Genomic DNA, 13075 nt, shown 5'->3' on the forward strand with positions numbered 1-13075 from the left:
CTGAGCGGACCCAACTCCCCGATCAAGGTTGATAGACCCATGGCGAAGGTTCTGGAACTTCCGAAGCTGTCCCCGACCATGGAGGAGGGGCAGATCAGCGCCTGGCACAAGAAGGAAGGCGACGCGATCGACATCGACGATCTGCTCGCAGAGGTCGAGACCGACAAGGCGACCATGGAGTACAAGTCCTTCGATCGAGGGACGTTGCTCAAGATCCTCGTGCCTGCGGGCAGCGTGGTGCAGCTCGGCCAGCCTGTCGCGATCATCGGCGCCCCAGGCGAGGACGTAAGCGCCCTCGCCGGGGGGGGCGGCGCGCCCGCGCCCAAGCCGAGCGCGGCGGAGGCTCAGCCGAAGGCGGAGCGCGCCGCGGAGGCGCCCGCGACGAGCCCGCCGCCCGCGGCGCGCGGCGAGGCGATCTCGCCGCCCACGCAGCCGGCGGCGCCGCAGCCGTCGTCGAACGGGCGCGTGAAGGCGTCGCCCTACGTGCGGAAGCTCGGCCGAGAGCGAGGGCTCGACCTGAGCAGCGTCGCAGGCAGCGGTCCGCGCGGGCGGATCGTCGCGCGCGACCTCGAGGGGCTGAAGCCGGCGCCGGCCGCCGGGGCGGCCAAGGCGACCGCGCCCGGCGAGCTCGCTGCGCCGGAGGTGCGGCCGCTCAGCATGATGCGCAAGGCGATCGCCCGGCGCCTCACCGAGTCCAAGCAGACGGTCCCGCACTTCTACCTCTCGATCGACGTCGACGCCGATCCGCTGAACGCGCTGCGCGAGCAGATCAACGCGGATCTCGCGGCGACCGCCGCCGAGGGGGACAAGCCGGCCAAGGTCAGCTTCAACGATCTCCTCGTCAAGGCGTGCGCCGTCGCGCTCGTACGCGTCCCGGAGTGCAACGCGCAGTTCACCGCGGACGCGATCCTCGTTCACCAGCGCGTCGACATCTCGGTGGCGGTCGCCGTCCCCGAGGGCCTCGTCACGCCGGTGGTGCGCGACGTCGATCGCAAGCCGGTGCTCGATATCGCGGCCGAGGTGCGCGAGCTCGCCGCGCGGGCCAAGGCGAAGAAGCTGCGGCCCGAGGAGATGGCGAACGGCACGTTCTCGATCTCGAACCTCGGCATGTACGGGATCGACAACTTCGGCGCGGTCATCAACCCGCCCGAGGGCGCGATCCTCGCCGTGGGCCAGGTCCGCCGCGAGCCCGTGGTGCGCGGAGAGCAGATCGTGCCGGGCCGCCGCCTGAGCATGACGCTCTCCTGCGATCACCGGGTCGTCGACGGCGCGGTCGGCGCGACCTTCCTCAAGGTCCTCCGGCAGCTCCTGGAGCACCCGACGCAGATCCTCCTCGGCTAGCTCCCCACACCCAAGCTGAAGCAACAGCCAAGACGCAGTGGACGCCGGGCAGCTTTCGCCTTGGCGTCCACGTGCGTGGCGCGCGACGGTCTCGTCAACGGCAGCGCGCGACGGCCTCGCCATTGCCAGCCGCGGCGCGCGTCGGCCGCGTGACGTTCAGGTGGCCTCGGCGCCGCCTCCGAGGGCGTCGCCGAGGCGCGCCAGGTTCCGCGCGAAGATCTGCACGGAGGGGTGCGACGGCCCGAGCGCCTTCGTGGCGATCGCCACGGCGCGCTCGATCTGCTGCCACGCGCCCGACAGGTCGCCGAGCGCCTGCAAGACGCGCCCGAGGTTGTTCACGATGCTCGCCACGACCGGGTGATCCGGACCGTAGGTGGCCTGCGCGATGCCGAGCGCGCGCTCCAGCTGCTCGCGCGCCCCGGGCAGCTCGCCGAGCGCTTGCAGCACGCTGCCGAGGTTGTTGCAGCCGATCGCCACCGCCGGGTGGTCCGGACCGTAAGTCGCCTCGGCGATCTTCAGCACGCGCGCGAAGTTCGCGCGCGCCCCCTCGAGATCGCCGAGGTCGCGCAGCACGCTGCCGAGGTTGTTGATGTCCCGCGCGACGTCCGGGTGATCCGGCCCGTAGGTGTCCTCGACGATCGCGAGCGCGCGCTCGAAGTCGGCGCGCGCCCCGGCCAGGTCTCCGAGATCGCGCAGCACGCGGCCGCGGTTGTTCAGCGCGAGCGCGAAGCGCGGGTGGTAGAGGCCGTAGCTGTGCTCATCGATCTTGAGCGCCTCCTCGAACTGCTCGCGCGCTCCCTTGAGGTCGCCGAGATCGTGGAGCAGCCGACCGAGGTTTGTGCGCCCGATCGCGACCGTGGGGTGGTCGGGTCCGTAGGCGCGGATGTCGATCGCCAGCGCCCGCTCGAGGTGAACGCGCGCCCCGGCGAAGTCGCCGAGATCGCGGAAGAGCGCGCCCAGGTTGTTGAGCCGTATCGCGACGCTCGGGTCATCGGGGCCGTACGTCGCCTCGTCGATGGCGAGCGCGCGCTCCAGGTGCTTGCGGGCGCCGGGCAGATCGCCCTGATCCATGAGCACGCTGCCGAGGTCGTTCACGTCGCGCGCGACGTCCGGGTGATCGGGGCCGAAGCTCGCGATGTCGATCGCCAGCGCGCGCTCGAGGTGCGCCCGCGCGCCCCCGAGATCGCCGAGATCGTGGAGTACGCTGCCGAGGCTGCGCAGCACGGCCGCGACCTTCGGCTCGTCGTGGCCGAACACCGCCTCGTGGAGCGCGAGGGCCCGCTCCAGGTACCCCTTCGCCTCCGCGAACGCGGCGCGCCCCTGCAGGTAGACGGCGAACCGGGCGAGGAGCCGCCCGCGCACGTCCTTCGCGACGTCGTGCGCCTCGGCGTGGCCCGCGGCAGAGAGCGCGTGCGGCAGCCAGCGGGCGCAGAAGGGCCACGTCTCCACGTCGTCGCTGCTCTCGGGGAACGCGTGGTCGACGAGCCGGACCGCCGCCTCGGCCCACACCCGCCGGTCCTCGGGCGAGAGCCGATCGCGGACCACCGCCTGGACGAGCCGGTGCACCGAGAGCGCGCCCTCGTGCACGTCGATGAACGAGTAGCGGCGGAGCGCGGCCACGGCCTCGTCGAGCATCAGCGGGTCGCTCAGCGCCTCCGCGAGCGCCGCCGGGAGGTGCGGAGCGGCGTCCGCGAGGCCCTCGCGCGGGATGTCGTCGGGCGCCAGGTACGCGCACAGGCTCAGGAGGTCGACGGCGACGGGTGAGAAGCGCTGCGCCTCCTGGAACGCGAGGCCCCACGTGGTGGCGATCGGCGTCGGGTAGTCCATCGGCACGCCGCGGAGCAGGAGCCCGCGGTGATGGTCGCCGAAGGCGGCGTGGTAGGTCGCGATCGACGATCCCGTCTCCTTGATGGTCGCCGCCGCCTGCACCAGCGCGAGGGGGAGATCGCCCAGCGTCTCGGCGAGCTTCTCCGCGGCGCGCTCGTCGCTCTGCCCGGTCCGATCGAGCAGGAACTTCACCGAGTCGGCGCGATCCAGCGCCGGCACGGTGAGCGGCGCGGCGATGCCGCGGAAGCTCGGGTTGCGCGAGGTGATCAAGGTGTGCCCGGTCCGCGGGTGCGGGAGGTACGGGGCGACGTCCCTCGGGTCGTTCACGTTGTCGAAGATGAGGAGCCACCTGTCGTTGCGCGACAGCCACGACCTGGCCGCTTCGATCGCGATCCGCTGGTCGGCCTCGTACTGCTCGGGCAGGTCGAGCGCCGCGGCGAGGCGAGCGAAGTCTTCGGCCGCCGTGGCCGGCTCCTCGGCGCGGACCCACCAGACGACGTTGTACTGGCTCGCGTACCGGTGCGCGTACTCGGCGACGAGCTGCGTCTTACCGACGCCGCCGAGCCCGCTGATGGCCTGCGTGGATGTCGCGGGCCCACCCGCCGTGAGCGCGCTCCGCAGCTCGCTCAGGAGCTGGTCGCGCCCGGTGAAGCCCGGGTTGCGCGGCGGCAGCTTCTTGATGTGCGGCTCCAGATCGGGCGAGCTCGCCGGTCGCCGCGCGGCCGGCCGCTGCGTCGGCGGCTCCGTCTCGCGGACGGCGCTCCGGATCCCCTTTGCGATCTCGGTGAACGCCTCGCTCTGGTTGGGGTAGCTCGTCACGGGCCGCGCGCGGCTCGGCAGCGGCTGCAGCTTGCCGAGCGCCGTCTTCTCCCAGGCGCAGGGCCGCAAGATGACGGGGATGACCCGGCACTCGCCCGCCTCGTGTCGAGCGATCGCCTCCCGGAGCTCCGGAGAGAGCCACGCGTCGGCGGAGAGGAAGTCCGCGCTCACGAGCAGCAGCACGACCCGCGCCTCGCGCAGCCTCGCCGCGGTCGCCTCTCTCCGCTCCCTCCCTCCGCCGAGCACGAAACCCTGGTAGTTCCGGATGACCCCCTGCCGTTTGAGCGCGTCGAGGTGGGTCTCGATCTTGGGCCGCAGGTCTTCGTCCCTTGGAGAGTAGGAGAAGAACACATCGGCGGGGCTCGTCGCCAAGGCAACCATAGTTCCTCTCGCGGGCCTTAAAGTCTCACCACGGACCTGACGCGCAACGAGAATACGCGGTCGGGAAAGACCCAGGAAGAGACGCTAGTTGACGCTCTCGGCGGATACATGCGGGTCGAACCTCCATCGTCTCGCGGGGGCTTGGCTTACCCCGACTCCGGCTCCGTCCTGCCTTCGCGATCCTCTTCTGTGCTCAGGGAGTCCTGGCCGGAAGCCTGGACGATGCGGCGCGCCGCTTCCATCCAGCGCCGCCGATCGTCCCGCCGCAGCTGGTTGCGGACGACGATCTTCACGAGGCGGTGGACGCTGAGCGCGTGCGGCCGCACCTCGAGCAGCGAGTGCAGCCGCAGCACCGCGATGGCGTCGTCGAGCGCGAGCGGATCGTATTCGCTCAGCGCCCGCCGAGGGATCGCGTCCATCGGGAGGAACGAGCACAGGCTGAGGAGCTCCGCCGCAGCCTGGTGGCTGAACACGGCCGCCAGCGCGCTCTCCCAGGCGGTCGCGACCGTGACCGGGAAGTTGACGGGGCGCTCCAGGAGCGCGGCGGGCCGCTGGCGGAACAGGGCGAGGTACTCCGCGAGCGGGCGCCCGGTCTCCTCGATGTAAGCGCCAGCCTGCGCCAGGGCGAGCGGCAGGTCGCCGAGCTCCTCCGCGAGGGCGTCGGCCGACTCCGCGTCGGTCTCGCCCGTGCGCCGGAGCAGGAAGCGCACCGACTCGGCGCGCTCGATGCCGCGGACGTTCACCGTCGTGAGACCGCGCCAGATCGGGTTCTGCGACGTCGTGAGGATGTGGCCGCCGTGGGAGACGCTCGGAACGTAGGGCTCGACCTCGCTCGGATCGCGCACGCCGTCGAAGAGGAGGAGCCAGCGTCCGCGACGCCCGAGCTTGCTGCGCACCGCCGCGACAACGCGAGCCGGATCGGGCTGTTCGTGCTCGGGCAGGCGCATCTCCGCGGCGAGCGTGACGAAGGAGGAGTCGATCGTCGCCGGGCTCTGACCGTCGATCAGGAAGACCGTGTCGTAGGCGCTGGCGTTGCGGTACGCGTACTCGATCGCGAGCTTGGTCTTGCCTGTGCCGCCGAGCCCGCAGAGCGGCGCGACGCCGCGCTTGGCGAGCGTGGCGCCGATCTCGGCGAGCAGATCTTCGCGCGCAGCCAGGTTCCGGCTGGTCGACGCGGGGATGCTCCAGATCCCGGGCGGTGGTGGCACCTCTGAATGGCTCACCGGCTGGGTGCCGGGGGTCGGTGAGCTTACGGGGGGTTTTGGGTGAGCTGCTCGACCTGCTTTCGGATGCCCTTGGCGATGTCGGTGAACGCCTCGCTCTGGTTGACCCAGCTCGTCACCGGGCGCCCACCGCGCGGCAGGCTGGACAGCTTGCCGAACGGCGCGCCTTCCCAGTCGCAGGCGTCGAGGATGACGGGGATGACGCGCGCCTCACCCCGGTTGTGGCGCTCGATCGCCTTCTGCATCTCGACGTCGTAGCAGAAGTCCGACGCGAGGAAGTCCGCGCTGATGAGCAGGAGAATGACCTTCGCGGTCTCGAGGTGCTCGGCGAGCATCCTCTCGCGCTCCTCGCCCGCGCCGACCTCGCCGTCGTGCCAGCCGCGGATGACGCCCTTGCGCTTGAGGATCGCGAGGTGCGTCTCGAGCTTGTCGCGCAGCTCGCGGTTGCTCTCCGAGTACGAGAAGAACACCTCGATCGGGCTCGCCGGAGGCTCCGATGCGCGCTCGCGCCGCGACGCTTCGAACACGCCCGGCATCGCGACCGCGTCGTCGTACGCAGCCGAGTCGGGGCGGAGGTCGTACGACGGGCCGAGGGGCGACGAGGCGGGCGGGAGCTCCAGATCGGGGATCGGGGGCGGGAGGATCGAGCGAGCGTGCGACGTCACCGCGCGCGGGCGGGGCGCGCACATGCGATCGAGGATCGCGAGCACCCTGTCGTGGCTGCCGTCGGCGGTGTCGTAGGGCAGGAGCTGGAACCCCATCTCCGAGAGCGCCTCACGGCGGTGCGGCGTCAGGCTCGCGCCCGGGGCGATGACGAAGCGGGGCGGCGGAGAGCTGCCCGAGAGCGCGTGGATGTCCGACAGCATCTCGTCGAAGTTGCTGTCGGCGCGCCCGAAGCCGATGAAGAGCACGGGGCACTTCGAGAGCACCGCCGTGAGCGACTTGCGCACGTCGGGCGCCGCGATCGACGCGTGGAAGCGCTCGCGCGCGAACACCCAGCTGTACGGCTCCTTCAGGGTGCCGTGCAGCTTGAGGATGAACCGCCGCCGCCACGCGACCTCATCGGTGACCTGCCACATGGTGTCCCACTCGAAGCCGAAGGCGCGCTCGAGCAGGTGGTTGAGGTTCGTGGTGAGCACGGCGCGCAGCTTGTCTCGCAGCGCCGCGATCGCGATCGCGATCCGCGGCGGCTCGAGCCCCTCGTCGTCGAGGGCATCCTCGACGAACGCGTTGAACTCGGCTGCGCCGAGCGCTTGCTCGGCCGCGCCAAGCGCCTCGCTGTAGCGCTGCGATCGCGCGAGCGCCGCGACCTCGGCGATCGCGACCTCGTCGCCGGCCTGCTCGCGTACCCTCTCGACGAGCAGGTCGACGAGCTGGCGCCACGTGGGCAGCCCGGCCGCGGCCGAGATGCCTCCCCCCACGAAGAGCACGAGCTCACCGCTCTCGAGCGCCTCATGCAGCTCTTCGATCACCGCGGCGTCGACCTCCGCGCTCACCGTGTTCCCGTTGTCCATAAGGGTTGACATCGAGCCCCTCGAGTCTATCGCTCCTCGCCGCCCGGCGCACTTTTGCGGCGCGTCGCGCGCTCCTCCTCGCGGAGCTCGCCGCGCGACGCGAGGTCAGGCGCTCGACCAGGCGACCCGCTGCGATCGCGGATCACGACGTCCCAGACGCGACGTCCCAGACGACCGACGCCGCCTCGGGCGAAGCCGGAACAGGCGGAAACAGTCCGCGAGGCTGGAGCATGCTACGTCTCCGACATGCGTCCGGCGGCTCTCTTCACGCTGGCCACGCTGGCCTCGATCGTCGCCGTCTCCCTGGCCGGCGTGGCAGCTCCACCCCCCCGCGCGCGCCGCGCCCCGCGCCTCCCTGCGCACACGGACGCCGCGCTCTCGGCGGGCGCCGGGGGCGAGCGCGCGCGCTCGCCCGCGAGCGTCGTCGCGCTGCGCGCGCCCGGCCCGGCCGCCGTCCTCGTGCGCGCGGGGAGCTTCATGATGGGCTCGAGCGAGGCCGAGATCGCGCACGCGGTGACGCTCTGCAAGCTCGAGCCGGCCGGTGAGCTGTGCGTCGACGAGACCGAGGCGGGCTTCGCGAACGAGCTCGTGCCGCACGAGGTGTACCTGTCGGATTTCTGGATCGACCGAACGGAGGTCACCGTCGCGAGCTACCGTCGGTGCGTCTCGGCCGGCGTCTGCACCGAGCCCCCCTATGCCTCCGGCGGGCAGCGGTTCGATCGGCCCGAGGTTCCGGTGGTGCTCGTCTCCTGGAGCGACGCGCAGCGCTACTGCGCCTGGGCCGGAGGTCGCCTCCCCACGGAGGCCGAATGGGAGCGGGCGGCGCGCGGCGTCGCTGGGCGCCGCTACCCGTGGGGCCATGTGTACAACCCCTTCCACGCGAACCACGGCAGGCTGTCGTTCGACGAGCTCGACGACGGCGACGGCTTCCTCGAGCTCGCGCCCGTCGGCTCGCTCGTGGCCGGGCGGACCCCCGACGGCATCGACGACCTCGCCGGCAACGTCGAGGAGTGGGTCGCCGATTACTACCATCCCGAGTATCCAAGCGGCAGCGCGAAGAACCCGCGGGGGCCCGACATGGGGGAGGAGCGCGTGCTGCGGGGCGGCAGCTACGTCCTGGGGCGGCCCTGGCTGCGCGGCGCCGCGCGGGGCCACGACTCGCCGGTCAGCCGCCGCGCGTGGCGCGGCTTCCGCTGCGCGCGCGACGCTTGAGCCGAGGCGGCTCGTCCGCCGCGCGAGGCCCGAGCCGAGCCGCGCGATGAGCGCGCGGCGGTTGGCCGCCGCGCGGGAAGAGCCCATACTGCGTCCGTGAGGATCGCGCACCTCTCTGACCTGCACCTCCTCTCCCTCGAGGGGGCCATCCCGTTCCGGCTCCTGAACAAGCGTCTCACGGGTTACCTCAACCTCCGCTTCCGGCGCCGCGCCATCCACAAGCCGCACGCGGTGCACGCGGCGGCGAGGGAGATACGGCGGCTCGGCGTGGACCACGTCGTCATCACGGGCGATGTCTCGAACCTCGCGCTCGAACGAGAGTTCGTCCTTGTCCGCGACCTCTTGCAGAACGATCTCGGGCTTCCTCCCGACCGGGTCAGCATCGTCCCGGGGAACCACGACGCGTACACGAAGGGCGCGCACCGCTCGCAGCGGTTCTCTCAGTACTTCGCGCCGTACCTGCGCTCCGACCTCGCCCTCGAGGCGCCGGGGAAGAGCGACGACGGCGGGGCCGGCCGAGACGGCGGGAGCTCGGCGTTCCCCTTCGTGCACCTGCGCGGGCCGGTCGCGATCATCGGCCTCTCGACCGCGTGGCCGCGTCCCCCGCTCGTGGCGTCGGGGCGGCTCGGCTCGGTCCAGCTGCGCGCGCTCGAGCGAGCGCTAGCGCACCCGGAGGTGCGACGGCGAACGCCGGTCGTGCTCCAGCACCACCCGTTCCACAACCCGGCGAGCCGGGCGAAGACCTTGCTGGAAGGCCTGGGCGACGCCGCGGACGAGGAGCGGCTGCTGCGGCAGGTGCGCCGCGGCTTGCTGCTGCACGGCCACCTGCACCGGCGCATTCACCGCAAGCTGCACACCGAGCGGGGTCACATCGACGCCGTGGGCGCCACCAGCGCGTCGCTGCTTCACGACAGCGACGAACGCATGGCCGGGTTCAACGTGTACGAGATCGACGACGCGGGGGCGATCGAGGGCATCACGTCCCACCGCTACGTCCCCGGTCAAGACGCGTTCCGCGAGGTCCCGGTCCCGGAGCGATGAGCTCGCCGCGCGCTCGGCGCTCCGCCGAGCGCCCCACCGGAGCCGCGCGCGATCCATCCGTCACACGCAGGGCCCTCCATGCGGGCGCGCGATGATCGGGGCTCGGTGATGCAGTGGCTCGAGCGCAGCGGGGGACGCTGCGCGGGCAGTCCGGTGGGGCTCTGGTCAGGAGGAAAGTCAGGCGGTGGCGCGGATCACGTTGACCGCCTGCAGACCTTTGGGACCTTCTTTGATCTCAAATTCAACGGTCTCGTCCTCGAACAGACGACGGCGCCCCTCCCCGTTGATCTGCGAATAGTGAACGAAGACGTCGGGGCCAGTCTCTTGCTTGATGAATCCCCAACCCTTCTCGTCGTTGAACCACTTTACCTTGCCAACTGCCATATTTCCTCCACTTCAGAGCTCGTCGATACCCGAGGCGCGCAGGCTGGCAGTCGGGGGAAGACGACGGCTGCGGTCGCGATCCCTGATTCCGATGCGGGCTTGGCTGCATGCAGCAAACCCCCCTCGTAGACAAATCCAGCTTGCGCAGGGCGGCTGCCCAGCCGCTGGTTGATGTGCATGCGCGGCGACTTCGACGATTCTCCCCGGTCCGAGCGGGCGCCAACGTAAACGGCTCGATACGCCAAGGTCAAGCAGCGATGATGGATCGGCGGAGCTTGCGGAAGGCAGTGCCGCTTCACCGGCAATCTCCCGTTGCAGCAGCTTCCGATGACATTTCCCCGCCGTACAGCGGATCCCGACGGCGAGTACGCCAGCAGGAGCGATGAAGGCGCGCCGCGCGGTGCGAAGCAGAATTCGCGCGACCGTCAAGATTTGCGCTCTTATCGAAGAGCCTTGTCCTCCTGGCCCGCGCAGGGCGTCGCGCGCTCCGTGAGGGCCTCGCCGTGCGGCGGGCGTCGCGCTGCGCGCGGCGATGTCCTGGCGTCCGGCGGGACGGCGCGGCGACTCGGGCGCGCTCCTCGCTGCGCGCGGCGGGGAGCGAGCGACGCAGCGCGCGCCTGGCGCTCGCCGAGCGCGGGCCAGGCGTTTACCGAGCGACTTACCGACACCATCGATCGAGCGCCGCGGCTGAGCAGGCGACCCGCGTGGAGGACGTCACGCACCTGGAGGCGGCCGGCTCAGCCTGCTCGCCGACGTGCCGCCGACGTGCCGCCGACGTGCCGATGGAACGCGGCCGGCGCAGCCCCCACCTCGAGCCCGCTCGCTGCCCCGGGAGGCAGGACAGGAACTGAAGGCATCTCGTTGACATGTCTGTTCGAGCTTGCTCGTATGGCGTGGCGAGGGCATCGGGTCTCACCTCCGCCCTGGCCCCGCGAGGCGACGAGATGTTCTCGGTGATCATCAGCGAGAAGGGGGGCGCGGAGCGCCGCGAAACCTTCGACCGGACAGAGATCAACGTCGGCCGCGTGCAGGGCAACGACCTGATGCTGCCGAAGGGCAACGTGTCGAAGCGGCACGCTCGGCTGCTCTTCCGCGACGGGCGCTTCATCGTCACCGATCTCAAGAGCACGAACGGCACGTACGTCAACGGCCGGAAGATCGCCCAGGCGACGATCGTTCGTGAGGGCGACAAGATCTACATCGGCGACTTCGTGCTGCGGATCGAGACGGCGGCGGCCGGGACGGCCCCGCCGGACAGCACGGCACCTCCGCGCCTGCCGGAGGAGATGGCCGGCGAGCCGGGGCCTCTGCCCGATCGCGGGCCACCGCCGTCCGCCGAGAAGGGGCTGCACCGGTCGGCGCCGCTGCCCCTGATCAACGAGAGGGGCGAGCCGTCGCGCACCAGCCAGGGGGTGATCAGCCACTTCCCCCTCGAGAACGATCCTGACGAGTCGGTCGACGCGGCTGCGGCCGTTCCCGTCCCCGGTCCGCCGCGCATCCCCTCGCCTCGCCCGCCCCTCTCGCCGGGCTCGCAGGGCGGCGCGTCCGTTCCGCCGCTGCTCGCGCACCCGGCGATGCCCACCGCGCCGCCGGCGCGCGACGGCCGCGCCGTCAACGCCGCCATCCCGCCCCCTCAGCCGGCGCGCCCGTACGCGACCGCGACCCCGCTGCCGGCGCAGAGCGCAACGAGCACCTCCGCGGTGTCGCCGCAGGGCGCCGCGAACGTCGCCGTCCACCCCAGCGTGGTCCCCATTCCGAGCCGGCGAGCCATCCCGCCCGTCTCGGATCGGGTCGACCGGGGACAGGGCGACTCGGCGCAAGCCGTGGCGCACCGCCGGGCGCTCGGGCGCCTCATGGATCGGCTCGCCGATGTGATCGACTTCACGCCGCTCGACAGCGGCGCTCCGCCGGACAGCGCGCTCGCCCAGCGGATCGCGCAGGCGATCGCCGCAGGCGTTGAGGCGCTGCGCGCGGCGGGCGAGCTCACCCCCGAGGTCGACGCCGAGGCGCTCATGGCCGACGCGCAGCGGGAGCTCCTCACGCTCGGCCCGCTCGATCGCTTGCTCGACGACGCCGAGGTGAGCGAGATCCAGGTGTTCCGCTACGACCACGTGATCGCGATGCACGGGCGCCGGCGCGTCATCGCGGAGGTCGGTTTCAGCAGCGAGCGCGCGGTCGGCCGGGCCATCCGCCGGCTCTGCATGATGGCCGGTCAGCCGATCGAGGCGGGCGCGAGCTTCATCGAGCGGACCCTGCCGAAGGGGCGGCGGCTGTTCGCCGTGCTGCCCCCGGCCGCGACCTCCACCCTGGTGATCCGCAAGCCGCAGCGCCCCGACGTCACGCTGGATGACCTGGTGCGCAACGGGACGATCTCGCGCGCGATGGCCGGGCTGCTCTCCCAGTGCGTGCTCGGGCGCGGCAACCTCCTCGTCACGGGGACGCGGGACGCCGGGACGGGCTGGCTGCTCGGCGCGCTCGCGGCCGCGGCGCAGCCCGACGACCGGGTCGTGGTGCTCCAGGAGGAGGACGAGCTGGCCCTCGATCAGCCGAACACGCTGTCCATCGCGCTCGGCGCCACGGCGGACGAACGCACCAGGGCGGTGCGGGCGGCCGTGCGCATCCGGCCGGAGCGGGTCGTTGTGAGCTCGTTCTCGGGCACTGTCGCGGCCGAGATCGTGGACGCCATCGGCGGCGGCATGGACGGAGTGCTCGCGGCCTCCCGGGCCCCGACGCTGCGGCAGGCCGTGACGAGGCTCCCCGCCGACATCGCCGCGACCCGCCCGGGGATCACGCCGGAGACGGCGCGCGAATGGCTGGCCTCGTCGTTCGATCTGGCGATCGAGATCGCGCTGCTCCGCGACGGTCGCCACCGGGTGCTCCGCATCGCGGAGCTCGCGGTGGAGGGCGGGCAGATCGCCATTCGCGACGTCTTCACGTTCGTGGTCGAGCGGACGGCCGCCGGCGGCGCGCTCGAAGGGACGTTCCACCCCTCCGGGCTGGTGCCGGACATCGTGGAAGATCTTCAGTCCCGCGGGCTCAGCGTCGATACATCGACCTCCTTCCGCCGAAATCGCTAACGCCAGGCCGCACGAGGGGCGGCCGCGCAGCGGGCGAGAGGGCGCGCAGCAGGCGAGAGGGCGCGCAGCGGGCGAGAGGGCGCGCAGCGGCGCTCCGAGCTCCGAGGCGGGACGAGCCCGGGCGCAGCGCGCTCGCCCAGAAAGCCGGGAGGATCTCTCGCGTGCGACCGCGCGCCAGACACGCACCCCGCGCAACCCGCGCAACCCGCGCAACCCGCGAGACGAGAGCGTCTTGACGGGCGTCAGCTAGGAACGG

8 protein-coding genes are annotated in these 13075 nt (G+C 71.9%); 4 read left to right on the forward strand and 4 right to left on the reverse strand.

Annotated elements, in window-relative coordinates; genetic code table 11:
• Positions 1-39 precede the first annotated feature (39 nt).
• On the forward strand, positions 40-1341 hold the full coding sequence (locus WME90_RS19750) for a pyruvate dehydrogenase complex dihydrolipoamide acetyltransferase (RefSeq protein ID WP_437282712.1): 1302 nt from the start codon (positions 40-42) through the stop codon (positions 1339-1341).
• Between the two features lie 156 nt (positions 1342-1497).
• Here the strand turns inward: WME90_RS19750 and fxsT are convergent, their stop codons facing one another.
• The 3 genes from fxsT to WME90_RS19765 all read right to left on the reverse strand — a co-directional run bounded on the left by fxsT (position 1498) and on the right by WME90_RS19765 (position 7117).
• Positions 1498-4368: an FxSxx-COOH system tetratricopeptide repeat protein gene (gene fxsT / locus WME90_RS19755; protein ID WP_437282713.1), complete on the reverse strand. Its 2871-nt coding sequence runs from the start codon at positions 4366-4368 to the stop codon at positions 1498-1500.
• Positions 4369-4514: 146 nt separating this feature from the next.
• Positions 4515-5591, reverse strand: coding sequence for an ATP/GTP-binding protein (locus WME90_RS19760; RefSeq protein ID WP_437282714.1), 1077 nt, complete (start codon positions 5589-5591; stop codon positions 4515-4517).
• 26 nt (positions 5592-5617) lie between these two features.
• On the reverse strand, positions 5618-7117 hold the full coding sequence (locus tag WME90_RS19765; protein ID WP_437282715.1) for an SIR2 family protein: 1500 nt from the start codon (positions 7115-7117) through the stop codon (positions 5618-5620).
• Between the two features lie 234 nt (positions 7118-7351).
• Here WME90_RS19765 and WME90_RS19770 point away from each other — a divergent pair, with 234 nt between their 5' ends.
• Entirely contained in the window at positions 7352-8317 is a 966-nt protein-coding gene (locus WME90_RS19770; protein ID WP_437282716.1) for a formylglycine-generating enzyme family protein, read from the forward strand.
• Between the two features lie 96 nt (positions 8318-8413).
• The gene (locus WME90_RS19775; RefSeq protein WP_437282717.1) at positions 8414-9358 is read left to right on the forward strand and encodes a metallophosphoesterase family protein; all 945 of its coding nucleotides are present in this window, start codon (positions 8414-8416) and stop codon (positions 9356-9358) included.
• A 177-nt stretch (positions 9359-9535) separates the two neighbouring features.
• Here the strand turns inward: WME90_RS19775 and WME90_RS19780 are convergent, their stop codons facing one another.
• Positions 9536-9742 carry a cold-shock protein gene (locus WME90_RS19780; protein ID WP_012236438.1) on the reverse strand — a complete coding sequence of 69 codons (207 nt, stop codon included), beginning with the start codon at positions 9740-9742 and terminating at the stop codon, positions 9536-9538.
• A gap of 944 nt (positions 9743-10686) precedes the next feature.
• Here WME90_RS19780 and WME90_RS19785 point away from each other — a divergent pair.
• The gene (locus tag WME90_RS19785) at positions 10687-12819 is read left to right on the forward strand and encodes an ATPase, T2SS/T4P/T4SS family (protein WP_437282718.1); all 2133 of its coding nucleotides are present in this window, start codon (positions 10687-10689) and stop codon (positions 12817-12819) included.
• The last annotated feature ends 256 nt before the right edge of the window (positions 12820-13075 follow it).

This window comes from Sorangium sp. So ce375 (genome assembly GCF_051473855.1).
GTDB lineage: Bacteria > Myxococcota_A > Polyangia > Polyangiales > Polyangiaceae > Sorangium.

Excerpts from the sequence above, each read along its gene's own strand:
- WME90_RS19750 (WP_437282712.1), top strand. The coding sequence starts at position 40 with ATGGCGAAGGTTCTGGAACTTCCGAAGCTGTCCCCGACCATGGAGGAG.
- fxsT (WP_437282713.1), bottom strand. The coding sequence starts at position 4,368 with ATGGTTGCCTTGGCGACGAGCCCCGCCGATGTGTTCTTCTCCTACTCT.
- WME90_RS19765 (WP_437282715.1), bottom strand. The coding sequence starts at position 7,117 with ATGTCAACCCTTATGGACAACGGGAACACGGTGAGCGCGGAGGTCGAC.
- WME90_RS19770 (WP_437282716.1), top strand. The coding sequence starts at position 7,352 with ATGCGTCCGGCGGCTCTCTTCACGCTGGCCACGCTGGCCTCGATCGTC.
- WME90_RS19780 (WP_012236438.1), bottom strand. The coding sequence starts at position 9,742 with ATGGCAGTTGGCAAGGTAAAGTGGTTCAACGACGAGAAGGGTTGGGGA.
- WME90_RS19785 (WP_437282718.1), top strand. The coding sequence starts at position 10,687 with ATGTTCTCGGTGATCATCAGCGAGAAGGGGGGCGCGGAGCGCCGCGAA.